Raw genomic sequence first — 22,257 nt, 5'->3', positions numbered from 1 at the left:
TCCGGGTCGACGGGACAGCAGTGGCGCGCACTGTCCTACCAGGTACGGGTGTGGTTCCTGCGCCAACAACGGCGGTGTCGCGGCCTACGACCACACCGACTGGGCGATCGCCACGCCCGCGAATGCGGCACCGAGGCCCGCGATCACACTCCCCACGACATTGACGACGGCGTACAGCCCGGCCCCCGTCTCCGTCAGCCGCAGGGTCTCGTACGAGAAGGTCGAGTACGTGGTCAGGGCCCCGCACAGCCCGGTGCCCAGCAGCAGCTGGAGGTGGGAACTCGCGGCGCCCTCGGCCGCCGCGCCGGTGAGCAGTCCGAGGACCAGGCAGCCGCTGACGTTGACGACGAAGGTGCCCCAGGGGAACACCGAGTCGTGCCGGGACTGCACCGCCCGGTCGGTGAGGTAGCGCAGCGGCGCGCCCACGACGGCACCGGCGATCACCAGGAGCCAGTTCACGGCGACTTCTCACCTTCCGAGTACCGGATGACCTCGCAGTCGTCGAGGGTGACGAGCCCTTCGGTGACAAGTTCGTCGAGCTGCGGCAGGAAGGCGCGTACGCGCTGTTCGGCGTCGACGATCACGATCGCGACCGGCAGGTCCTCGCTCAGGGACAGCAGCCGTGAGGTGTGGATCAGTGCGGAGGCGCCGAAGCCCTCGATGCCGCGGAAGACGCTGGCGCCCGCGAGGCCGGCCGCGTGGGCGCGGTGCACGATCTCCGAGTACAGGGGCTTGTGGTGCCAGGTGTCGTGCTCGCCGACGAAGACGGTGAGGCGCAGGGCGCTGCCGGTCGGCCTGGTCATGGCTGCCTCCGTTTCAGGACGCGGCGAGTCGCCGCCGTCGCGAGCCAGACCGCCGTGAGTGCCGCGATCAGGGTGGCGGCGAGGTAGGCCGGTCCGGTGCTGGGGTGGCCGCTGTCGACGAGGTGCTGGGTGTCGACGGCGTAGGTGGAGAAGGTGGTGAAGCCGCCGAGCACTCCGGTGCCGACGAAGGGGCGGACGAGGCGGTGGGCGGGCCGGACCTCGGTGATGATCACCATGAGCACGCCGATCATGGCGCAGCCGACGACGTTGATCCAGAAGGTCGCCCAGGGGAAGCCCCCGGGCTGGGCGGGCCACCACAAGGAGGCCGTGTACCGGGCCGTGGCGCCGATGGCTCCGCCGAGTGCCACCATGGCGACGATCGGCGCCTGCGTCCGCCAAGTCCGCCATGCGGGCTGCCGCGCGGCGCTGACGCTCTCGGTGTCCGGGGCTGTCATGGTCGTACGTCTCCTACTCGCCGGGGCCCGGGCAGACGGGCGCGGTCGCAAGTAGGGACCGTTGGCGGCAGGTGCGCCGCGGTTCGGGTACGGCGGGCCCCACCGCCGCGCCGCGAGGGTGATCGCGGCCGTGGAACAGCCTAACCCCGGGCGCGAAGGCGGGTCACTTCGGCTCGGGCAGCTCGCAGAGCGCCACGCCCCGCTCCCACAGGCTCCCGAGTACCAGGTGACCGCCGGTCTCGCAGACGCTGGTGACCATGCGGAAGCCGGAGTGGCGGCGGGCCAGGTGGTGGACGACCCGGCCGGTGTCGTCGACGGCGAGCACGCCGATCGTGCCCGTGGGCCGGAACGGGGCGCGAACGGCGACGCGCGCGGCGGTGCGGCGTACGGCAGGGGCGGCGCGATGGAGGATGTCCAGCGGGGGCACGCGCGGGCCGGCCAGCGCCACCCAGATCGGTCCGTCGGGTGTGCCGCGCCAGAGGTTGTCCGGCATGCCCGGCAGGTTCCCGGCGAAGGGCTCGCTGTGTCCGGCGCGGGGCCCGGTGAGCCAGTAGCGGGTGAGACGGCACTCGCTCGTCTCGGCGAGGACCAGGAAGGAGCCGTCGGCGCTCGGGGCGAGACCGTTGGCGAACTGGAGCCCGTCCAGGAGGACTTCGGGGGTGTCGCTGCCGGGGGCGAGGCGCAGGAGGCGGCCCGTGGCGGTGTGTTCGACGACGTCGCCGATCCAGTGTTCCAGGGGGTGCCGGCGGCTGCTGACGGTGAAGTAGATGCTGCCGTCGGGCAGGGCGACGACATTGCTGCAGAACCGCAGCCGCTCCCCCGCCGCCGAGTCGGCGAGGACGCGTACGGTGCCGTCGGTGAGGTCGACGCGGAGCAGTCCGCGTTCGGCGTCGCACACCAACAGGGCGTCGTCCGGGAGGAGTTCGAGGCCCAGTGGCCGGCCACCGGTCTCGGCGAGCACCTCGACGCGGACCTCGGCACGGCTTTCGGAGGAGTCCGCCAGGCCGTCGAGGCGCAGGATACGACCGTCCTCGACACCGGTCAGCACACGGCCGCGGGCATCGGCGACCACGTCCTCCGGGCCCCGGCCGCCGATCGCGACGTAGCGGTGCGGGACGAGCGCCCCCGGGCGTTGCATGTGTGTGTTCCCTTCGCCGCCGTACTGCGCCAAGACCCCTCGGCTCCCTGCTCCGTGCCTCCGCCTACCAGCCCTTCTCAAACATGCGCGCGACCTCGGCGATCCGCATGTCGTCGCGACGGTAGTACACACGCCGCCGGATCCGCTTGGTGCGCAGCATGCCGAGGCCCGCCAGCAGGCCGAGGTGGGTCTCGGCGACCTTGCGCGGCACACCGAGCTTCGCGGCCACGGCGTCCGCGGTGACGCCGTCCTCGACGGGATCACCATGTCGCCGCTTCGGGAAGTGCGCGACCGGATCCTTCAGCCACTCCAGGATGTCCAGGCGCGTTGCGCTGACGGGAGTCCTCAGCACCTCGTCCCCCCTCCGTCGGGCCGCGTCGTAACGCGTATTCCCACTGTCCCGCAGTCGAAGCCGTGGTGTCCGGGACTCGCGCACCGTTGTCCGGTACCGAACGGCCGTACGACATGGGGCTGTTCGGCCCCGAGGGGGTGAGGCCCGGCCGCATGGGTGCGGCCGGGCCCCGCTGTCACGAATTCAACGGACTCAAGGCGTCATCGATGGCTGAACCACGCCATCGACGACAGGGCCGTGTCGTCGTAGCCGAACAGGGCCTGGTTCTCCCAGCCGTTGCCGGAGGAGGCGTCGGTCGGGTCCCAGCCGTTGCCGGTGACGGCGGTCCAGGTCGCCTCCCAATAGAAGACTCCGAGGCCACGGCCGTTCGGGACGGCCTCCACGATGCTCGTCACGTCGTTCATCCAGCGGCGCTGCCCGGCCGTGTTCGCCGGGTAGCCGGAGACGAGTTCGCCGGTGGTGTTGATGATCTCCTCGTGCGAATCCTCGCTGTCCAGCCGGAACGGGTAGGCCGTCTCGGCGACGAAGACCGGCTTGCCGTAGCGGGCGGCCGCGTCGTCCAAGGTCGTCTGGAAGTCGTGGAGCGAGCCGTGCCAGTAGCCGTAGTAGGACAGGCCGATCGCGTCGAACTTCACGCCGTTCGCGACGGCGCTGTCGAACCACCAGCGGGTGCCGGACAGGTCTCCGCCCTTGGCGAGGTGCAGCGCGACGGTGGTGGCCGAGTTGACCGCCTTGACCGCGTCATAGCCGGAGTTGAGCAGACCGGCGAGCTGCGACCAGTTGTCCGTGGAGCCCTCGGACCACAGCATGCCGCCGTTGATCTCGTTGCCCACCTGCACCATGTCGGCCGTGGTGCCCTGGGCCTTCAACGCGTTCAACACGTCGTAGGTGTGGTTGTACACGTCGGTCTTGAGCTGACTGTACGAGTGACCGGCCCAGGCGGCCGGCTTGCTCTGGGCGCCCGGGTCGGCCCAGGTGTCCGAGTAGTGGAAGTCGACCAGCAGCTTCATGCCGGCCGCCTTGACGCGCTTGGCCATGGCCGGCACGCGCGTCTTGTTGTTGTAGCCGTCGGCCGGATTGACCCAGACCTTCAGGCGCGCGTAGTTCATGCCGGCGTTCTTCAGGATGGCGATCGCGTCGCCGGTCGTGCCGGAGCCGGTCCTGTAGACGCCGCCCTTGGCCTCGCTCTTGGCGAGGGAGGAGATGTCGGCGCCGTGGATCGACGTGCCGCCCGTGCCGGACGCGAAGGTCAGGTCGTCGACATTGATCCAGTTGCCCGCGTTCGCGTCACTGTTGATGCTGATGGTGCACTGGTTCGTGGTCACAGCGACCGGCACGACGATACGGATCCAGCCGCTCGCCGAGACCGGAAGGTCGGTGCGCTGCTCGGCGCCGCCGCAGTTCTTCAGCGCTATGTACGCCGAGTTCTGGCCACCACCGGAGCGGACCCAGGCGGTGAGCCGGTAACTCCCGTTGGTCAGCCCGGACAGGTGCTGGTACGTCTCCACCTTGTAGGCGGAGGACGCCCAGTGGGTCAGCCGGTAACTCCCGCCGTGGCCACCGGCCTCGGTGAAGGAGGCCGCGCTCTGGCCGGCCGCCGAGTACGTGGACCAGCCGGCCGGGGTCGCGGTGCCGGCGCCGTCGGACTCGAAGCCGCCGTTGGTGAGCGTGCTCGCCGCCGCAGCGGTCTGCGGGGGCAGGGCGGTGAGGGCGAGTCCCGCGGCGAGCGGCAGCAGCAGGGCTCGGAGGGTGCGTCTGGGATGGAACATCGTCGTCCGTCGTCCCTTCGACGTATGGGGATGGAGATCCCTCACCGCCGCGGTGGGGAAACTGCGGTGAGGAGCCCCTCCGCCCGCGGCTCGTGGCACGCGCGGGCGGAGGGGAGTCGGCTCAGCCGTCGAGTCGCACGACCCGCACGGCTCCCGCGGGGACCTCGAGGCGGCCCGCGGCTCGTTCGCCGGTCAGCAGCTCGGTGCCGGGCGCCTCCAGCGGCACCTTGGTGTCCGACGCGGTGTGGTTGATCGCGAACAGGTAGCTGCCCGACTCGCCGTCACGGCGCACGACCTCGACATCGCGGGGCAGGTCGACACGCGGAGCGACCTGCGCGTCCTCGATCGCCCAGCCCAGCAGCGCGTCGAGGCCCTCGGCGCCCAGGCGGGTGGAGACGTACCAGGCGGTGCCCTCACCGAGGCGGTGCCGGGTGACGGCGGGGTGGCCGGCGGTCAGGCCGTCGGCGTACGTCCAGACGGTCTCGGCGCCGCGCGGGACGACGAACTCGCTCCACACGTCGCCGCTGAGCTCGGAGCCGTCGGGGCCGGTGATGCGCACCAGCTGGTCCTGGAGCAGCGGCGAGAACTCCTCGACGGTCAGGCCGAGGACGTCCCGCAGCGGCCCGGGGTAGGCGCCCTCGTGCACGGCGTCGTGCTCGTCGACGATGCCGGAGAAGTACGACACGACGAGGGTGCCGCCGTTCTCGACGTACTCCGTGAGGTTGTGCCCGGCCGCCTCGGTCATCAGGTACGAGGCCGGTACGACGACAAGGGGATACCTCGACAAGTCTGCTTCGGGGTGGGCGAAGTCGACGGTGAGGTGGCGGTCGTAGAGCGCCTCGTAGAAGGCGTCGGCGCGTTCGCGCGGGTCGTGCTCCTCGCTGGGGCGCCAGTCGAGGGTCTGCGCCCACCAGGAGTGCCAGTCCCACAGCATCGCCACGTCGGCCTGCGTGCGGGTGCCGCGCACGGGGCCCAACGAGTCGAGGGCGGCGCCGAGTTCGACGACCTCACGCCACACGCGTGTGCCGGTGCCGCCCTGCGGGACCATCGCCGAGTGGAACTTCTCGGCGCCGCGCCGGGACTGCCGCCACTGGAAGAACATGGCGCCCTCGGAGCCGCGTGCGACGTGGGCGAGGGAGTTGCGTGCCATCTGGCCGGGGGCCTTGGCGGGGTTGAGGGGCTGCCAGTTGACGCCCGAGGTGGAGTGCTCCAGCAGGATCCAGGGCGCTCCCCCGGCGACCGAGCGGGTGAGGTCGGCGGCCATGGCGAGGTTGACGTGGGTGCGGCGGCCGTCGGTGATCAGGTAGTGGTCGTTGGTGACGATGTCGACCTCGCGGCCCCAGGCCCAGTAGTCGACGGAGTCGCACTGGCTCAGGGCCGTCATGAAGTTCGTCGTGACCGGGACGCCGGGTGAGAGGCGGTGCAGGATGTCCCGCTCCATACGGAAGTTCTCGCGCATGGTGGCATCGGCGAACCGCTTGTAGTCCAGCGCCTGGGCCGGGTTGACGGCCGTCGGCGTGCGGCGCGGCGGGTTGATCTCCTCCAACTCGGAGTACCGCTGCCCCCAAAAGGCCGTGCCCCAGGCCTCGTTGACGGACTCGACCGTGCCGTACGTCGACTCCAGCCAGCGCCGGAAGTGTGCCGCGCAGGAGTCGCAGTAGCAGGCCGACACGGGGACGCCGTACTCGTTGTGCACGTGCCACATCGCGAGCGCCGGGTGGTCGCCGTAGCGTTCGGCGAGCTTGGTGGTGATGCTCACGGCGGCCGCGCGGTAGTCGGCGCTGCTGTGACAGATGGCGGCGCGGGAGCCGAACTCGTATCGCACACCCTCCGCCGTGACGGGCAGGGCCTCGGGGTGGGCGCGGTAGAACCACACCGGCGGGCAGACGGTGGGCGTGCCCAGGACGACACGGATGCCGTTCTCGTGGAGCAGGTCGAACAGGCGGTCCAGCCAGCCGAAGTCGTACGCCCCCGGTGACGGTTCCAGCAGGGCCCAGGAAAAGATCCCGACGCTCACCATCGTGACGCCGGCCTCCCGCATCAGCCGGACGTCGTCCTGCCGGACGTCCTCCGGCCACTGCTCGGGGTTGTAGTCCCCACCGAAGGCGAGCCTCGTGAGGCCCCTGGGGGTGGTCTCCGGCATGGAATGTCTCCCGATTGATCGATCAGCTGGGAACGTGCACACACTTCCTCGGCGGCGCGAGCCCAACATAACCGCACAGCAACAATCATTGACAAGTGTCCAGGATGTTTCTCTACTGTGAACGCTCACAGAAGCATGGCAGGTCTTCGCGGCAGGCGGAGACCCCAGGTCAGGGGAGAGATCCATGCCCATCACGAAGCGTCGGCGGCTCTTCGTCAGAAGCGCAGCCACGTCCGTCGCCATCGCGCTCGGCGCCACCGCCCTCGCCGCTTGCGGCTCCGAAGACGCCAGTGACGACCCGTCGGGGCCGGTCTCGCTGACGTACTGGACCTGGACGCCCGGGATGGACAAGGTCGTCGACCTGTGGAACCAGGGCCAGGGCAAGAAGGACCAGATCACGGTCACGGTGAAGAAGCAGGCGTCCGGCGACACGCTGGTCACCAAGATCCTCACCGCCCACAAGGCGGGCAAGGCGCCCGACCTGGTCCAGGCCGAGTACCAGGCACTGCCGACGCTGGTCAGCAATGACGCGGTCGCCGACATAGCGGGCGAGGTCGGCGACGCGAAGGGCAAGTTCGCCGACGGTGTCTGGCAGCAGACGACGCTGGGCACGGACGCGGTCTACGCGGTCCCGCAGGACATCGGGCCGATGATGTTCTACTACCGCGAGGACCTCTTCAAGCAGTACGACCTGAAGGTCCCGGCCACCTGGGACGAGTTCGCCGAGACCGCCCGCACGCTGAAGAAGAAGGCCCCGGACAAGGATCTGACCACCTTCTCCGCCAATGACTCCGGCCTCTTCGCGGGCCTGGCCCAGCAGGCCGGCGCCAAGTGGTGGACGGCCTCCGGCGACAAGTGGAAGGTCGGCATCAACGACGCGGCCTCCCAGAAGGTCGCCGAGTTCTGGGGCGACCTCGTCAAGGAGGGCGCCGTGGACAACCAGCCGATGTACACGCCGGCCTGGAACAAGGCGCTCAACACCGGCAAGCAGATCGCCTGGGTCAGCGCCGTGTGGGCCCCGGGCACCCTGACCACGGCCGCGCCCGACACCAAGGGCAAGTGGGCCATGGCCCCGCTCCCCCAGTGGTCCGACTCGGACAACGTCACCGGCAGCTGGGGCGGTTCCTCCACCGCCGTCACCACCGACTCCGAGCAGAAGGCGGCCGCAGCGAAGTTCGCCGCCTGGCTGAACACCGACGGCGATGCCCTCAACGCGCTCGCCAAGGAGAGCGGCATCTACCCGGCCTCCACCTCGGCCCAGCTCAGCGGCGCGTTCACCACGCCGCCGGACTACTTCCCCAACCAGCCCGACTTCTACACGAAGGCCTCCGAGATCGCCGAGACCACGGCTCCGTCGGCCTGGGGCCCGAACGTGAACGTCGCCTACACGACCTTCAAGGACGCCTTCGGCTCCGCCGCCAAGAACAAGTCGGACTTCGTCGCCGCCCTGAAGTCCATGCAGGACGACACGGTCGCCGACCTGAAGAAGCAGGGCTTCGAGGTCTCCGAGTGACCAGCACAAGCCGGAGGGCGTACGGGGTGAAGGGGGCCCCGTACGCCCACCCGTCTCCCACCACCACCCTCAAACGAGCGCGAAGCGCCCCCTACTTTTTCCTCCTCCCCGCAGGCGTCCTCTTCCTGCTCTTCTTCGCCCTGCCCATCGGCTACGCGATCTGGCTCAGCTTCCGCAAGGTGCAGGTCTCCGGACTCGGGCTCGGTTCCGGCGCCCGCAAGGAGGTCTGGGCCGGCCTGGAGAACTACACCGACGCCGTCACCGACAGCGAGTTGCTGAACGGCGCGCTGCGCGTGCTCGGTTACGGCTGCATCGTGGTGCCGGTGATGCTGGGCCTCGCCCTGCTGTTCGCGCTGATGCTCGACTCCGAGAAGGTGCGGCTGGCGCCGTTCACCCGGCTCGCGATCTTCCTGCCGTACGCCGTCCCGGGCGTGGTGGCCGCGCTGCTGTGGGGCTTTCTGTATCTGCCGGACGTCAGCCCGTTCTACTTCGTGCTCGACAGGCTGGGACTGCCGCAGCCGGACCTGCTGGACGGCGGACCGCTCTATCTCGCCCTGTCGAACATCGCGGTCTGGGGCGGCACCGGCTTCAACATGATCGTCATCTACACCTCGCTGCAGGCCATCCCGGCCGAGGTGTACGAGGCGGCCGAGCTGGACGGTGCCACGCCGCTGCAGATCGCACTGCGGATCAAGATCCCGATGGTGGCGCCCTCGCTGGTGCTGACCTTCTTCTTCTCGATCATCGCCACGCTCCAGGTGTTCAACGAGCCGACCACCCTCAAGCCGCTCACCAACTCCGTGTCCACGACGTGGAGTCCGCTGATGAAGGTGTACCAGGACGCCTTCGGCAAGGGCGACATCCACGCGGCGGCCGCCCAGGCCACGATCATCGCCCTGGCGACGCTGCTGCTGTCCTTCGGCTTTCTGCGAGCCGCGAACCGTCGTAACAAGCAGGAGGCAGCACGATGAGTTCTCTTGCTGTGAGCAAGACCGGGCCGGCCACCGACACGGCCCCCGGCACCGCGCAGAGCCGCCCGCCACTGCGCCGCCGGATCGCGCTCGTCCCGACGGTCACGCTGCTGCTCGGCGCGGTGTACTGCCTGCTGCCGGTCGCCTGGGTGGTGATCGCGGCGACGAAGTCCGGCAGCGAGCTGTTCTCCACGTTCACCTTCCTGCCGGGCACGGGCTTCGCCGACAACTTCGCGGACCTGAGCGCCTACCGCGACGGCGTCTACTGGGAGTGGATGGGCAACTCCGCCCTGTACGCCGGTCTCGGCGCCCTGCTGTCGGCGGTCGTCTCGGCGTTCAGCGGCTACGCGCTCGCCATCTACCGCTTCCCGGGCCGCGAGACGATCTTCAACGTGCTGCTGGCGGGCGTGCTGATGCCGCCGGTCATCCTCGCCATCCCCCAGTACCTGCTGCTCGCGAAGGCCGATCTCACGGACTCGTACCTGTCGGTGCTGCTGCCGCAGATCCTCTCGCCGTACGGCGTCTACCTCTCGCGGATCTACGCGGCCGCCGCGGTCCCCTCCGATGTGGTCGAGGCCGGGCGGATGGACGGGGCGAGCGAGTGGCGGATCTTCACGCGGGTCGCGCTGCCGATGATGGTGCCCGGCATGGTGACGGTGTTCCTGTTCCAGTTCGTGGCGATCTGGAACAACTTCCTGCTGCCGTACATCATGCTCAGCGACGACGAGAAGTTCCCGATCACGCTCGGTCTGTACACGCTCCTCGAACAGGGCGCCAACACCCCGGCCCTGTACACGCTGGTGATCACCGGCGCGTTCCTCGCGGTGTTCCCGCTGGTCGCGCTCTTCCTGGTCATCCAGCGGTTCTGGAGCCTGGACCTGCTCTCCGGGGCCGTAAAGTCATGACCATGAGCAACACGGGGGGCCGACGCAGGCCGCCGACGATCCACGACGTGGCGCGCGAGGCCGGAGTCTCACGGGGCACGGTCTCGCGCGTGCTCAACGGCGGGCACTACGTCAGCCCGACCGCGCAGGAGGCGGTCAACGCGGCGATCCGCAAGACGGGTTACGTCGTCAACCGGCATGCCCGCTCACTGATCACGGGGCGGTCGGACTCGATCGGCTTCCTGCTGACCGAACCGCAGGAGAGGTTCTTCGAGGACCCCAACTTCAATGTCCTGCTGAGCGGTTGCACGCAGGCGCTGGCCGCGCACGACATCCCCTTGCTGCTGATGCTGGCGGGCACGAAGGACGAACGGCGGCGCATCACGCGGTACATCACGGCCGGGCACGTCGACGGGGTGCTGCTGGTGTCCAGCCACTCCGGAGACCGGGTCGCCGAGGAACTGCGCGAGGCCGGTGTGCCGCTCGTCCAGTGCGGCAAGCCCATGGGGCCCGGCTCCAAGGTGAGTTACGTGGCGGCGGACGACCGGGACGGGGCCCGTGACATGGTGCGCCACCTGCTGTCCGTGGGCCGCCGCCGGATCGGGGTGGTGAGCGGTCCGCTGGACACGCCGGGCGGTGTCGACCGACTCGCCGGCTACAAGGAGGTGCTCACGGAGGCGGGCGTCGAGATCGACGAGCGGCTGATCGTCTCCGGCGACTACAGCCGTGCGAGTGGCGAGGCGGGCACCGAGCGGCTGCTGGCACAGGCCCCCGACCTGGACGCCCTGTTCGTGGCGTCCGACCTGATGGCCCAGGGCGCCCTGGCCGCGCTCCACCGGGCCGGCCGCCGGGTGCCCGAGGACGTGGCCGTCGGCGGCTTCGACGACTCCGCCGCGGCGACGGAGGCCACCCCGGCCCTCACGACGATCCACCAGCCCTACGACCGCATCAGCGCCGAGATGGTGCGGCTGCTGCTCGCGCAGATCGGCGGCGAGGACCCGGCTGCGGTGATCCTGCCGACGGTGCTGGTGAAGCGGGAGTCGACGTAGTCGCGTGAGCGGGCCGCGGGGGCGGGCCGCACGGCGACGCGGCCGTGCAGCGCACCCTCCGTCCGCGACCGGTCAGGAATGAAGAAGCGGCCCCGGACTCCCCCGCCCTAGCGTGAAACCACCGACGAAACCGTCGAGCACACTTCACGACAGGAGGGCGTCATGACCGCCGGAGTCAACACGATCATCTACCCCGTCAAGGACCTGGACGGGGCGAAGGCCCTGTTCAAGGCCCTGCTGGGCACGGAACCGTATGCGGACGAGCCGTACTACGTCGGCTTCAAGGACGCCGGACAGGACGTCGGCCTCGACCCCAACGGACACGCGAAGGGCATGACCGGTCCGGTCCCCTACTGGCACGTCGACGACATCAGGACGACCCTCGCCGCCCTGTTGGAGGCAGGTGCCGAGGCACTGCAGGACGTCCACGACGTCGGTGGCGGCCGGCTGATCGCCTCCGTGAAGGACGCGGATGGCAATCTCGTCGGGCTGCTTCAGGACGTGACCGGCTGAGACCCGCCCCCGAAGCCTGCCCACGATTCCGTTGCGCGCGCACTAGTTGCACAGGCAACAAATGGCCGGATCGGTGCTACCGTGCCAGGTATGGCAGTGAAGACGGCCGACGCCGGGCTCGAGGAACGCTGGCGGGACATCCTCTCGGTGCACGCGCGCACGATGTGCGAGATCGACCGCGTGCTGCATCCGCACGGCCTGGGCGCGAGCGACTTCGAGGTACTCGACATCCTCGCGACAGCGGCCCCCAAGGAGGGCGAGCAGTGCCGGGTGCAGAACCTGGTCGGACGGGTCCATCTCAGCCAGAGCGCCCTGTCCCGGCTGATAGGGCGGCTGGAGAAGGACGGCCTGGTGGAGCGATCCGTCTGCGCGGAGGACCGGCGCGGCGTGTACGTCGCCCTCACCCGCAAGGGGCGTGACCTGCACGCCGAGGTGCTCCCGCTGCAGCGGGACGCGCTGGCGCGGATGCTGAGCGACTGAGGCCGGAGTCGGACGTCGGACTACCGGCGTCAGGCATCGGGCATCGGGCATCGGGCATCGGGCATCGGGCATCGGGCCGTTAGATCACGAACTCGGCCCCGTCCGGAAGCACTTCCACGCCCGCCTCGGTCACCTGCGCACGAGCCGCCGAGGCGGGGTCGAGCAGGGGGTTCGTGTCGGTCAGGTGGGTGTAGATCCGGCGCGCGTGCGGGTGCCGTTCCAGGGCGGCGAGGCTGCCGGCCGGTCCCGAGACGCACAGTCGGCGCCCGGCCTGCGGCGTCTCGTCCGCCGCGAAGTGCGTGCCGTCCATGACGACGCAGTCGGCCGTCTCGATCAGGTCGTCCAGCATTGGGCTCCAGGTGTGCACGCGGGGCGCGTACACGAGTACGCAGCCGGTCGCCAGGTCCTCGACGCGGTACGCCGTCACCCAGCGTTCGTCGGACGCCCGGGCCGGGACGTACGCCGGAGGTGCCCCGGCGACGGGGTGCGCCGTGACGACCAGGCCGCCGGCCAGCACGAACCCGCCCTCCGTCAGACTGTCCGCCCACTCCCACGGGTCGTGACGGTCGAGGGCCGCCCGCGCCGGGGCCAGGGCGGCGAGGACGGGCGGGGACGCGTATGTCTTGAGTCCGGGCACATCACGCAGCACGGACAGGCCCGCCACGTGATTGGCCTCGGCGTCGGTCAGCAGCACTCCCCGTACGGGAGTGTGCCGAGGGCTGGGCCACAGGGCGGAGGCCGCGGTGAGCTGGGTGCGGATGTCGGGCGAGGTGTTCAGCAGCCACCAGTCGCGGGAGTTGCCGGTGACGGCCGCGCATTCCGGGCCGCGGGCGGGCAGCTTGCCGTCGCGGGCGGCGGCGCATCGCGCGCAGGCACAGTTCCACCGTGGGAATCCGCCTCCGGCGGCGGTACCGAGCAGGACGAACCTCAAGACGACCCCCCACCCTTTTCGCGTCGGCCCTCCCGGTGGGATCTTCCCTCTCCGCACGGCCGAAGCACCCTGAGGCGGGGAGCAGTTCCGGCCGACCTTCACCGGCCGGTCTTCACCGGCGACACAAAGGGGACGAGCGGCTCGGGTGCCACTCGTCCCCTTCATGTGTTCACTTCGTCGACGGCGCTGTACGGCCGATCGTCGTCGGCGCTAGGGCCGCGCCAGCAGGGTCCGCACCCCCTCCGACGTCAGGGTCAGCGGGTGTGAGGAGCCGGCGTCTATGCTCAGGGCCAGGTCCTCGGACGGCCACTGCGAGGCGAGTGCGCCCAGCGGTACCAGGCGGTAGCGGGAGACGAAGGGCAGCAGCTCGGCCATCGCGGGCTCGGAAGTGAAGACGGGGACGACCGGCTCGCCGCCCGGCCGCTCGATGACCGGCAGCGCCACGGCGCCGGGGTCGATGGCGTCCTGCTCATTGGCGTCGTCGGGGACGGGGACGAGGACGTCGCTGCTCGCGAGCGTGTCCATCGCCGTCGCGTCCTCGCTGTTCCCGGCCAGCGCGTCCAGCGCACGCCGGGCCGGTGTGGCGGTGTTGTCGTTCGCTGGTGTCTCCATGGCAGATCCCCTGGTAGCGGCGGTAATGCGGGCCGCCCGGGACGTGATCGACCCTGGTGCGGCCCTGCTCGCGTACCCGATCCGGACCGGAGCATTCCTATTGGCGTGCAGGGGATGGGAATGCTGGTCAGCAACCCAGCGCACCTTCGGTGCGCGCCGGGGGCGTGGTAAATGGTGTGGTGTGCTGCGGGTGCTTCTCGCGCGCTCTGCCGGGTTGGTGCGATGGCCGCGAGCATGATCGTGGGCTGGTCGTTCCGGTCGAAACCGACTCCTCTGTGATGCTGTGCAGCTCGTTGGTCAGCATGGTGCTGAGGGCCGTCCACGGGAACCGTGGAGTGTTGCTGTGAGCACGGGTGTCAGATTCCTGATTTGCCCTGGCCCTCCCGGAGCGGGCAGTTCCTGTGGACTGTCTGCTCGGCCGGAAGGGGAACGGGACCATGGATGTGCTGCACGAGCGGTGCGCGGGGATGGATATCAGCAAGAAGGACGCCAAGGTCTGCGTGCGGACGCCGGGTGGCAAACGCCGGGGAACGTTCACCAGTGAGATCACTACCTGGGGTGCGACCACCAACTCGGTCCTTGAACTGCGTGATCATCTGGTGGCGGCAGGCGTGACGCTGGTAGTGATGGAAGCGACGTCGGACTACTGGAAGCCCTTCTACTTCCTGCTCTCCGAGGACTTGAATGTGATGCTGGTCAACGCGCGGGAGGTCAAGAACCTGCCCGGCCGCAAGACTGATGTCTCGGACTCGGCCTGGCTGGCCCAACTCGGGGCGCACGGCCTGGTGCGGGCTTCGTTCGTGCCGCCGCAGCCGATCCGCGAACTGCGGGATCTGACCCGGATGCGCACTCAACTCACCCGCACCCGCGGACAGATCGTCCAGCGGCTGGAGAAGATGCTGGAAGACTCCGGGATCAAACTCTCCGCGGTCGCCGCCGACATCATGGGTGTCTCCGGCAGGGCGATGCTGGAGGCTCTGATCGCCGGTCAGGACGACCCGCACGCGCTCGCCGACCTGGCCAAGCGTCGCCTCCGCAACAAGATTCCCGAGCTCACCGAGGCATTGACCGGGCGTTTTCGCGAACACCACGGCTTCCTGGCCCGCGTCCACCTCGACCACTACGACCACCTCACGACCGCGCTCGACACGCTGAACACGAGGATCGCGGAGGCGATGTCTCCCTTTCGGCCCGTCCTGGAACTCCTGGACACCATCCCGGGTGTCAACCAAACCACCGCCGAAGTGATCGTCGCCGAGACCGGCGGCGACATGAGCCGCTTCGCCAGTGACAAGCATCTCGCCTCCTGGGCCGGCGTCTGCCCCGGCCATCACTCCTCCGCCGGCCGGAGCAAGACCACCAAGGTCCGGCCCGGAAACCCGCATCTCAAAGGCGCCCTGGGCCTGGCCGCGTTCGGTGCGGTGAGAACCAAAGACACCTATCTCCAGGCCCGCTACCGACGCCTGACCGCCCGCCGGGGCCCGATGAAGGCCCTGGTCGCCATCGAACACTCGATCATCACCGCGATCTGGCACATGCTCACCGACCAACGGCCCTACCACGAACTCGGCGGCACCTACTTCACCCAGCGCGACCCCGAACGCGCCGCCCGCAAAGCAGTCGGCCAGCTCAACCAGCTCGGCTACCGGGTCACCCTCGACCCGATGAACAGCGCGGCCTGAAACTCCGTCCACCCAGACACCGGACGGCCCTCGCATCACCACCGCCCGGTCACCACCCCTGCCCGAAAACGCCCTGACCTGCATGTATTTACGTGTCAGAGGGGTCCGTCGCAGGGGAACGCGCGGCGGAGGGCTCAGGGGATCAACGGGATGTGGGCGGACGACTGCCCCAGGCGGTCGCAGCCGACGCGGCGGGCGAGGGGCTCGGCCATGCTGGGACCCACGTGGGTCCAGTACGTGGCCGCATCCCGGAAGTAGCGCTGCATCCGCTCGCCATCGCGCGCGTGCCTGGAGCCGGCGGTGCGGAAGAGGCTGCCTTGGAGGACGTCCCAGGTCATGCGGCCCGCGTTCAGGAACATGAGGGCGAGGCGGTTGTCCTCGGCGGTGGTGAACGGCGGGCCGCCGGTGGCGTTGCGGTGGCAGGTCTCCATCCATTCCCCGGCGGTGCGTTGCAACGCTGCTTCGGCCGTGTGGATGACTCCGAGCGCCTCGCCGAGGTGCCGCTGGTAGTCGTGGAGTTCGGCCCGGGTACGGCCGGGTTCGAGGATCAGGGGGCGGTCGGCGACGACCCGGGCGTACTCGTCGGCGGCGGCGTAGGCGGTGCCGATCATGATGGCGGCCAGCTCGCCGTGGAAGAAGCTCGGCGCCCGCCCGGCGTACATGGGGTTGCCGTGCAGTGCGGAGCCGAAGCTGCCGCCCTCGACGGGCAGGTCGAGCAGGCTCGCCTCACGGGTGAGGTACGCGGGGATGCGCGCCTGCTCCATGTGGATGCTGTTGGAGCCGCTGCCCCGCAGGCCCAGGACGCCGTGCCAGTCGTCGAGCACCGTCCACACCGAGCGCGGGGCGACGAACAGCACCGGAGGTCCGGGCGTGGCGCCTGGGCGGTCGGGGGCGCGCAGGGTCTGGCCGACGTAGTGCGTGGAGTAGGGGGCGCCCGAGGAGTACGGCCAGGTGCCGTCGAGGACGACATGGCCGTCGCCGTCGGGTCGGGCGACACCGATGGGCGCGACGGTGGACGCGGCACGGAAGTCGCCGTCGGCACCGAAGATCTCATCCTGCGCCCGCTCCTCGAAGACCGTGGCGACCTGGAGGACGTGGGCGGCCGTGAGCGACAGGGCCCAGCCGGTGGAGGGGCAGCCGCGGGCGATCTCGGTGACCACGCGGTAGAAGGCGGGCAGGCCGAACTCGTAGCCGCCGTACCGGCGCGGCTGGAGCATCCGGTAGAAGCCGGCCCGCAGGAAGTCGTCGTGTGTGTCCTTGGGGTAGTGCGTCAGCCGTTCGGTCTCCGGCTGACGCTCCAGCAGCACGGGCCGCAGGTTCACAGCCCGTTCGACGATGTCACGTTCGGTCAGTCCGGGCTCGGGCGCGGCGATCACGATGCCTCCTGACGTGTGGGGCCGTCCGTTCGTGCCGTGATGCGTGACGCGATACCAAGTGATTGAACACGGCAACCGTGCACCGGTACCGACCGGAAATCGCCAAGCTGCCGGGGCCCCCGCCGGAACCGGCTCAGCACCACCCTTCCGCGGCCGGCCGCAGCCGACGGCCTTCCGGGTGAAGGTGAAGGTCTCGCGAAACGGGCCGTCGCCGAAGCGGACGGCAAACAGGAGCGGTTCCTCGTGCGCGGGCGGCCACGACGGTTCGTCGCCGTTCGGGCCGCCGTTCCAGAGGTGGAAATGGACGATCGGCCGGGCCGTGTCTCCAGTGAGGTAGCCGAGTGTCTTGCCGTACAGCGGATTGCTTCCACCGAACAGCGCCGAGGGCTCTCCGAACTCGGCGACCACGTCCGACCACACACGGTCCTGCCCGGCCCACTGGCGGGCCCGGCCGGCAAGTAGTCGCGACCGGGAATCAGCTCGCGGAAGACCCCTCGAACACCGAGCGCGTCCCGGCAGCCACGCTCCGCGAGACGCTCCCTCTCCTCGGCCCACGCCGTGGGCTGCCCCTCCACGAACAGCAGATGGGCCCACCCGGCGGGTAGCGCTCGTAGGCCTCCCACAGAAGCCGGTCCGCTCCGGAGGGAGCGCAGGAGGGGCGCGTCCGGAACGCGGTCAGGAACCTCTCCGTGTAGGCGAGGGCGTCTCCGCTAGCGGTCGGCAGGAAGCAGACCTTGGGCCGAGGTGTGCGCGCCTGTCCGAGGAGCCAGTCGTCGAGCAGACCGTCGTCCTCGGTGGAGAAGCCGCCTCCGAGGAGGGCCAGGCGGCGGGGCGGAACGTCGGGCACCGTGGACCTCCTCGCGGCCGGGAAGTGTGCGGGAACGATGCCGCGGTCCGGGCGGCGAGCGCAATCGAAATCGGCCCTGCTCGCGAAGGGGGCGACTGCGCGTGAGGCTTCGTGCGTGAGCCGTCCGCACACGGTCGGCACGCATCCGTCCACGGCGGGCGAACAGTCGTAGCCTGAAGAGGTAAGGACAGGCTCCCCCCCTCGTGGGCGCGGGAGGCGACGTATGCGGTACGACGATCGCAGGGCGGCGGGGCGGCTGCTGGCCGAGGCGCTGGAGGAGTGGCGCGGTCAGGACGTGGTGGTGCTGGGGCTGCCGCGCGGCGGGATGCCCGTGGCGGCCGAAGTGGCCCGGCATCTCGGCGCCCCGCTTGATGTGCTGGTGGTGCGCAAGCTGGGCGTGCCCCGGCAGCCGGAGTGGGGGTTCGGTGCGATCGGCGAGCACGGGGTCCGTGTCCTCAACCAGGACGTGATCAGCGAGGCGGGGCTGGACTCCGCCGAGCAGGACGCCGTGGAGCGAGCGGAGCGGGCCGAGCTGGACCGGCGTGTGCACGAGTACCGGCAGGGCCGGGCCGCGCTGCCGGTCGCCGGACGTGTCGCGGTCGTGGTGGACGACGGGGTTGCCACCGGTGCCACGGCCGAGGCGGCCTGTCGGGTCGTACGGGGCCAGGGCGCGTCCCGGGTCGTGCTCGCCGTGCCCGTCGGGCCCACCCACAGCATGGCCCGGCTGCGGCGGGCCGCCGACGAGGTGGTGTGTCCGCAGCCGCTGCGGGCCCTCGGCTCGGTGGGCGCCTGGTACCGGAACTTCGCCCAGACCTCGGACGCCGAGGTCACGTACCTGCTCGCCGAGGCCGCCCGCGCGCCGCGCTCCTCCGCCGGGCAGTCCCCCGAGGGGGCATCCTCATCGGGGCCGAGCCGGGATGTGCTGATCCCCGCCGCGGGGGCCCGGCTGGGCGCCCACCTGGTCGTGCCGGACGGGGCACCCGCGGCCGTGGCGTTCGCGCACGGCAGCGGCAGCGGCCGGCACAGCCCGCGCAATCGTTACGTCGCCTCCGCCCTCAACCGCGCCGGCCTGGCCACACTGCTGCTCGATCTGCTCAGCGACGACGAGGCGCACGACCGGCACAACGTCTTCGACATCTTCCTGCTCGCCCGCCGCCTGCACGCCGCGTCCCTGTGGCTGCGCAGTGAAACCGGTCTGCCCGTCGCCTACTTCGGGGCCAGTACCGGGGCCGCCGCGGCGCTGGAGGCCGCCGCGCTGTCCCGCTCCGGCATCCGCTCCGTGGTCTCCCGTGGCGGCCGGCCCGACCTGGCGACCCCGGCGGCGCTGACCCGCCTGCGGGCGCCGACCCTGCTCGTCGTCGGCAGCCGCGACACCCAGGTGCTCAGCCTCAACCGCCTGGCCGCCGACCGGATGCACTGCGAGCACCGGATCGCCGTCGTCCCGGGCGCCACCCACCTCTTCGAGGAACACGGCACCCTGACCACCGTCGCCGAACTGGCCCGCGACTGGTTCACCGCCCACCTCGACCGGCCCACCGCGGGGACGTCGCCGCGCCGGTCCCAGTAGCGACCTCTGTCCCCGCGCGGCTTGATCCGGTCGGTCCGGAGGCCCCGGTTCCACCCACGCACACGGGGATGGAGATTATGTGCAGGACATATGCCTGGACTCAGGATCCTGCACGGAGAGGGACCTCACGTGAGCGAACCGAACGGCCCCGTCTGCCCGGAGTGCGACACACCCCGGGCATCGGACGGAACTCCGGCCTGCTCCTGCGCCCGCCTCGCCTCCGACGCCCGCCGCGACGCGCGCACGGCTGAGGCGGCGGCTGCGGAGGACTTCGCTCCACTGCGCATACGGCCGTTCGTGGAGCCCGGTGACGATGCCGGGGCGGTGGGCCCGGCGATCGTGGAGGAAGTCCCGCAGGAAGCAAGGGACTTGGAGATTCCAAGGGACTTGGCGACACAAGGGGACGCGGGAGACGCGGATGACAGCCCCGTGTCTCCCGCCCTCGACGCGGAACCCCTGCAAGACCCCCCACGCAAACACCGCCCCCTTCTGATCGCCGGAGCGGGCGCCGCCCTGGTCGTCCTGGTGACCGGTGCCGTCCTGGGCGGGCTCCACCTCTACGACAGCCCCTCCAGGGCCGGGGCCGCATCCGACGACGTACGGCCGCCCGTCCCGGACAGCTCCACCGAGGACGGCACATCCCCCGAGGGACAGTCCGCCGCTACGGCCACCGCATCGTCGGCTTCGGACCCGGCATCCTCGCCCAGCAAGCGCCCGACCGACAGCTCGGCGACCCCGGCCGACTCCTCCCCCACCACGGCCCCCTCCACCGCGGGCGCCGGCACCAGCGCCCCCGCTCCCGAACCCACCGCCGTGGAAGGTCGGCCCCCGGTCCTCCGCCTCGGCGACGAGGGACCGGAAGTCACCGAACTCCAGTTGCGCCTGCGGCAGATCGGCCTCTACGCCGGGGACATCGACGGCGACTACGACCGCGTGGTGGAGGGCTCGGTCCGTACCTACCAGCTCACGCGCGTCATCCTCAGCGAACAGTCCGGCGTCTACGGCACGGCGACCCGGACCTCACTGGAGTCCGAGACCTCGGAGCCGTGACCACCGGAGGTGAACCGGCCGATGGGGGTGGCTCAGGCCGTCTCCGCAACGACTTCGGCGACCGTCGTCACCCGGATCAACGGCCGGTACAGGTCCAGTACGTGCAACGCCTTGGCGTGCGAGTCGTCGTCCGCACCCGCGCAGGCGTCGGCGACGACCAGCACCTCGACGCCCGCGTCGGCGGCGGCCAGGGCCGTCGACAGGACGCAGCAGTCGGTGCTGACGCCGGCCAGGACGAGGGGGCCCTCCGGGGCGACGCGTCGGGCGAGTTCCGGGGTCCATTTTCCGAAGGTGGTGGCGTCGAGCACGTGCCGTGCGCGGGGCGCGAACTCGTCCGCCAGCTGCCAGAGTTGAGCGTTTGGCGGTCGCAGGGCGAAGGGCCACTGCTCGTAGTACGCCCGCCAGGCGCCCTTCGGGCTCTCGGGTGCCACGAACCGGGTGAACGTGACCCGGTCCCCGAACGTCGGCAGAAGCCGGCGTACACCCGCCGCCGCTTCGGCGAATCGCGGGGTTGCCCAAGGGCTGTCGGGGTCAGCGAAGACGCGCTGCATGTCGATGACGGTGAGCAACCCCGTGGTCATACGGCCGTCGCCCCCTCGTCCGCCGCGGCGCTCGGTTCCTGCGCCTCCTGTGCACGGACGCGTCCGCGACGCAGCACCAGGGTGCCGAGGAAGCCGAGGGCGAGGGCCGCGAGGACGCCGAGGTTGGCGTAGGCCCAGGAGCCGGACCGGCCGCCGAGGCCCAGTGGGGCGAGCAGATAGCCCTGCCAGTCCAGCCAGTTCGCCGTCGAGTTGGTGACCAGGCCCCAGCCGAGGGCGGTGGCGGTGAGGGTCAGGAGGAGTGGGGTGAGCGGTACGTCGCCGTAGCGGCCGGTCGGGCGGTAGAGGTCGGGCTCGTCGTAGTCGCGGCGGCGCAGGGTCAGGTCGGCGAGCATGATGCCGCACCAGGCGGCGATGGGGACGCCGAGCGTGGTGAGGAAACCCATGAACGGGCCGAGGAAGTCGTCGGCGACGAAAACGATGTAGACCGAGCCCGCGATCATCAGGACACCGTCCACCAGCGCGGCCACATAGCGCGGCACGGGCAGGCCCGCCGACAGCAGGGCCAGGCCGGACGAGTAGATGTCGAGGACCGCACCGCCGACCAGGCCGAGGACCGCGACGACAGCGAACGGGACCAGGAACCAGGTCGGCAGGATCGTCGTCAGGGCGCCGATAGGGTCCGCGGCGACGGCCTCGCCCAGTTTGCTGGACGAGCCTGCCAGCAGGAGGCCGAAAACCAGCAGGAGCAGCGGGGCCAGGGAACCGCCGAAGGCGGTCCAGCCGATCACGCCACGGCTCGACGCGGTGCGCGGGAGATAGCGGGAGTAGTCGGCGGCCGCGTTGACCCAGCCGAGTCCGAAGCCGGTCATCATGAAGACGAGGGCGCCGATGAACTCCTGGGCGGAGCCCGTGGGTACGGCGCTGACGACGGACCAGTGGATGTCGTCGGCGACGAGGACGACGTAGACGACGGTGAGCACGCCGGTGACCGCGGTGATCACGGTCTGCAGCCGCATGATCAGGTCGAAGCCCATGACGCCCACGACCACGGTCAACGCAGCGACCAGGATGAGCGCGACCACCTTGGTCTCGGTGCCGCCACCCCAGCCGAGCCGGCCGAAGACGGTCGCGGTGGCCATGGTGGCGAGGGCGCACAGCACGGTCTCCCAGCCGACCGTGAGGACCCAGGAGATCACCGACGGCAGTCGGTTGCCGCGCAGCCCGTACGCGGCACGGCCGAGGACCATCGTCGGCGCGGAGCCGCGTTTCCCGGCCACGGCGACGAACCCGCACAGCAGGAACGAGAAGACGATGCCGACGACTCCGGCGACCAGCGCCTGCCAGAAGGAGATTCCGAAGCCGAGCGCGAAGGCGCCGTAACTCAGGCCCAGGATGGACACGTTGGCCCCGAACCAGGGCCAGAACAGGGTGCGTGGCGTGCCTTTGCGCTCGGCGTCGGCGATCACATCGAGGCCGTGGGTCTCCAGCTGGAGCCTTCGGCTCGCGGGCCGGCCGTCGAGTGGGTCCGGGGATGTGATCATTCTGGCATCGTCGCACCGCTCATCCCGCCGCGGAACACC

The 22,257-nt window shown here is 70.5% G+C and carries 21 protein-coding genes and 1 pseudogene; 9 read left to right on the top strand and 13 right to left on the bottom strand.

Going from position 1 to position 22,257, the window contains the following annotated elements:
- Window positions 1-84 precede the first annotated feature (84 nt).
- The 7 genes from crcB (OG331_RS44450) to OG331_RS44420 form a co-directional block, all read right to left on the bottom strand.
- Window positions 85-459 (bottom strand): fluoride efflux transporter CrcB, encoded by a 375-nt coding sequence (crcB, locus tag OG331_RS44450; protein WP_363043071.1) that lies wholly within the window; start codon window positions 457-459, stop codon window positions 85-87.
- On the bottom strand, window positions 456-803 hold the full coding sequence (locus OG331_RS44445) for a DUF190 domain-containing protein (protein WP_406208089.1): 348 nt from the start codon (window positions 801-803) through the stop codon (window positions 456-458). The genes crcB (OG331_RS44450) and OG331_RS44445 overlap by 4 nt, the downstream gene beginning before the upstream one ends.
- Window positions 800-1,258, bottom strand: coding sequence for a fluoride efflux transporter CrcB (crcB, locus tag OG331_RS44440; RefSeq protein WP_406208086.1), 459 nt, complete (start codon window positions 1,256-1,258; stop codon window positions 800-802). Before crcB (OG331_RS44440) ends, OG331_RS44445 begins: the two co-directional genes overlap by 4 nt.
- Before the next feature lie 163 nt (window positions 1,259-1,421).
- On the bottom strand, window positions 1,422-2,396 hold the full coding sequence (locus tag OG331_RS44435; protein WP_406208083.1) for an SMP-30/gluconolactonase/LRE family protein: 975 nt from the start codon (window positions 2,394-2,396) through the stop codon (window positions 1,422-1,424).
- A gap of 64 nt (window positions 2,397-2,460) precedes the next feature.
- Window positions 2,461-2,748, bottom strand: a complete 288-nt coding sequence (locus OG331_RS44430) for an ArsR family transcriptional regulator (protein WP_383232747.1) — start codon at window positions 2,746-2,748, stop codon at window positions 2,461-2,463.
- Between the two features lie 200 nt (window positions 2,749-2,948).
- Window positions 2,949-4,517 carry an arabinogalactan endo-beta-1,4-galactanase gene (locus tag OG331_RS44425; protein ID WP_406208080.1) on the bottom strand — a complete coding sequence of 523 codons (1,569 nt, stop codon included), beginning with the start codon at window positions 4,515-4,517 and terminating at the stop codon, window positions 2,949-2,951.
- A gap of 121 nt (window positions 4,518-4,638) precedes the next feature.
- Entirely contained in the window at window positions 4,639-6,660 is a 2,022-nt protein-coding gene (locus OG331_RS44420; RefSeq protein WP_406208078.1) for a beta-galactosidase, read from the bottom strand.
- Between the two features lie 184 nt (window positions 6,661-6,844).
- On the opposite strand from OG331_RS44420, the gene OG331_RS44415 reads away from it, so the two are divergent.
- The 6 genes from OG331_RS44415 to OG331_RS44390 all read left to right on the top strand — a co-directional run bounded on the left by OG331_RS44415 (window position 6,845) and on the right by OG331_RS44390 (window position 12,070).
- Complete coding sequence (locus tag OG331_RS44415) at window positions 6,845-8,173, top strand: ABC transporter substrate-binding protein (RefSeq protein WP_406208076.1); 1,329 nt, start codon at window positions 6,845-6,847, stop codon at window positions 8,171-8,173.
- Window positions 8,170-9,144 carry a carbohydrate ABC transporter permease gene (locus OG331_RS44410; protein WP_406208074.1) on the top strand — a complete coding sequence of 325 codons (975 nt, stop codon included), beginning with the start codon at window positions 8,170-8,172 and terminating at the stop codon, window positions 9,142-9,144. The genes OG331_RS44415 and OG331_RS44410 overlap by 4 nt, the downstream gene beginning before the upstream one ends.
- A complete protein-coding gene (locus tag OG331_RS44405) occupies window positions 9,141-10,049 on the top strand; it encodes a carbohydrate ABC transporter permease (protein WP_406208071.1) in 909 nt (302 codons plus the stop codon). Before OG331_RS44410 ends, OG331_RS44405 begins: the two co-directional genes overlap by 4 nt.
- Window positions 10,046-11,077 (top strand): LacI family DNA-binding transcriptional regulator, encoded by a 1,032-nt coding sequence (locus OG331_RS44400; RefSeq protein WP_406208068.1) that lies wholly within the window; start codon window positions 10,046-10,048, stop codon window positions 11,075-11,077. The genes OG331_RS44405 and OG331_RS44400 overlap by 4 nt, the downstream gene beginning before the upstream one ends.
- Before the next feature lie 162 nt (window positions 11,078-11,239).
- Window positions 11,240-11,590, top strand: coding sequence for a VOC family protein (locus OG331_RS44395; RefSeq protein ID WP_406208066.1), 351 nt, complete (start codon window positions 11,240-11,242; stop codon window positions 11,588-11,590).
- Window positions 11,591-11,680: 90 nt separating this feature from the next.
- Complete coding sequence (locus tag OG331_RS44390) at window positions 11,681-12,070, top strand: MarR family winged helix-turn-helix transcriptional regulator (RefSeq protein WP_406208063.1); 390 nt, start codon at window positions 11,681-11,683, stop codon at window positions 12,068-12,070.
- 79 nt (window positions 12,071-12,149) lie between these two features.
- On the opposite strand, the gene pqqB is transcribed toward OG331_RS44390, so the two are convergent.
- Window positions 12,150-13,001 carry a pyrroloquinoline quinone biosynthesis protein PqqB gene (gene pqqB / locus OG331_RS44385; RefSeq protein ID WP_406208061.1) on the bottom strand — a complete coding sequence of 284 codons (852 nt, stop codon included), beginning with the start codon at window positions 12,999-13,001 and terminating at the stop codon, window positions 12,150-12,152.
- A gap of 210 nt (window positions 13,002-13,211) precedes the next feature.
- Complete coding sequence (locus OG331_RS44380) at window positions 13,212-13,613, bottom strand: SseB family protein (RefSeq protein ID WP_406208058.1); 402 nt, start codon at window positions 13,611-13,613, stop codon at window positions 13,212-13,214.
- Between the two features lie 437 nt (window positions 13,614-14,050).
- Here OG331_RS44380 and OG331_RS44375 point away from each other — a divergent pair, with 437 nt between their 5' ends.
- Window positions 14,051-15,295: an IS110 family transposase gene (locus OG331_RS44375; protein ID WP_406190426.1), complete on the top strand. Its 1,245-nt coding sequence runs from the start codon at window positions 14,051-14,053 to the stop codon at window positions 15,293-15,295.
- Between the two features lie 134 nt (window positions 15,296-15,429).
- On the opposite strand, the gene OG331_RS44370 is transcribed toward OG331_RS44375, so the two are convergent.
- Together OG331_RS44370 and OG331_RS44365 are read right to left on the bottom strand one after the other, a co-directional pair.
- Window positions 15,430-16,671, bottom strand: a complete 1,242-nt coding sequence (locus tag OG331_RS44370; RefSeq protein WP_406208056.1) for an acyl-CoA dehydrogenase family protein — start codon at window positions 16,669-16,671, stop codon at window positions 15,430-15,432.
- 640 nt (window positions 16,672-17,311) lie between these two features.
- Window positions 17,312-17,518 (bottom strand): annotated as a pseudogene (locus OG331_RS44365) (Type 1 glutamine amidotransferase-like domain-containing protein); the annotation flags it as partial.
- Window positions 17,519-17,741: 223 nt separating this feature from the next.
- Between OG331_RS44365 and OG331_RS44360 the strand changes: the two are divergent.
- Together OG331_RS44360 and OG331_RS44355 are read left to right on the top strand one after the other, a co-directional pair.
- On the top strand, window positions 17,742-19,085 hold the full coding sequence (locus OG331_RS44360) for a phosphoribosyltransferase family protein (protein ID WP_406208053.1): 1,344 nt from the start codon (window positions 17,742-17,744) through the stop codon (window positions 19,083-19,085).
- Window positions 19,086-19,214: 129 nt separating this feature from the next.
- Window positions 19,215-20,135: a peptidoglycan-binding protein gene (locus OG331_RS44355; RefSeq protein ID WP_406208050.1), complete on the top strand. Its 921-nt coding sequence runs from the start codon at window positions 19,215-19,217 to the stop codon at window positions 20,133-20,135.
- Window positions 20,136-20,167: 32 nt separating this feature from the next.
- Here OG331_RS44355 and OG331_RS44350 read toward each other — a convergent pair whose 3' ends face one another.
- On the bottom strand, window positions 20,168-20,716 hold the full coding sequence (locus tag OG331_RS44350) for a cysteine hydrolase family protein (protein ID WP_406208048.1): 549 nt from the start codon (window positions 20,714-20,716) through the stop codon (window positions 20,168-20,170).
- Entirely contained in the window at window positions 20,713-22,218 is a 1,506-nt protein-coding gene (locus tag OG331_RS44345) for a purine-cytosine permease family protein (protein ID WP_406208045.1), read from the bottom strand. Before OG331_RS44345 ends, OG331_RS44350 begins: the two co-directional genes overlap by 4 nt.
- Window positions 22,219-22,257: the final 39 nt, after the last annotated feature.

The sequence above is a fragment of the Streptomyces sp. NBC_01017 genome (assembly GCF_045162795.1).
Taxonomy (GTDB): Bacteria; Actinomycetota; Actinomycetes; order Streptomycetales; family Streptomycetaceae; genus Streptomyces; species Streptomyces machairae.
This window is presented reverse-complemented; position numbering and strand designations above follow the sequence as displayed.

Bases quoted from the DNA above. Each gene is read 5' to 3' on its own strand.
- OG331_RS44445 (WP_406208089.1), bottom strand. From the start codon at position 803: ATGACCAGGCCGACCGGCAGCGCCCTGCGCCTCACCGTCTTCGTCGGC.
- crcB (WP_406208086.1), bottom strand. From the start codon at position 1,258: ATGACAGCCCCGGACACCGAGAGCGTCAGCGCCGCGCGGCAGCCCGCA.
- OG331_RS44435 (WP_406208083.1), bottom strand. From the start codon at position 2,396: ATGCAACGCCCGGGGGCGCTCGTCCCGCACCGCTACGTCGCGATCGGC.
- OG331_RS44425 (WP_406208080.1), bottom strand. From the start codon at position 4,517: ATGTTCCATCCCAGACGCACCCTCCGAGCCCTGCTGCTGCCGCTCGCC.
- OG331_RS44420 (WP_406208078.1), bottom strand. From the start codon at position 6,660: ATGCCGGAGACCACCCCCAGGGGCCTCACGAGGCTCGCCTTCGGTGGG.
- OG331_RS44415 (WP_406208076.1), top strand. From the start codon at position 6,845: ATGCCCATCACGAAGCGTCGGCGGCTCTTCGTCAGAAGCGCAGCCACG.
- OG331_RS44405 (WP_406208071.1), top strand. From the start codon at position 9,141: ATGAGTTCTCTTGCTGTGAGCAAGACCGGGCCGGCCACCGACACGGCC.
- OG331_RS44400 (WP_406208068.1), top strand. From the start codon at position 10,046: ATGACCATGAGCAACACGGGGGGCCGACGCAGGCCGCCGACGATCCAC.
- OG331_RS44395 (WP_406208066.1), top strand. From the start codon at position 11,240: ATGACCGCCGGAGTCAACACGATCATCTACCCCGTCAAGGACCTGGAC.
- OG331_RS44390 (WP_406208063.1), top strand. From the start codon at position 11,681: ATGGCAGTGAAGACGGCCGACGCCGGGCTCGAGGAACGCTGGCGGGAC.
- OG331_RS44380 (WP_406208058.1), bottom strand. From the start codon at position 13,613: ATGGAGACACCAGCGAACGACAACACCGCCACACCGGCCCGGCGTGCG.
- OG331_RS44375 (WP_406190426.1), top strand. From the start codon at position 14,051: ATGGATGTGCTGCACGAGCGGTGCGCGGGGATGGATATCAGCAAGAAG.
- OG331_RS44360 (WP_406208053.1), top strand. From the start codon at position 17,742: ATGCGGTACGACGATCGCAGGGCGGCGGGGCGGCTGCTGGCCGAGGCG.
- OG331_RS44350 (WP_406208048.1), bottom strand. From the start codon at position 20,716: ATGACCACGGGGTTGCTCACCGTCATCGACATGCAGCGCGTCTTCGCT.
- OG331_RS44345 (WP_406208045.1), bottom strand. From the start codon at position 22,218: ATGATCACATCCCCGGACCCACTCGACGGCCGGCCCGCGAGCCGAAGG.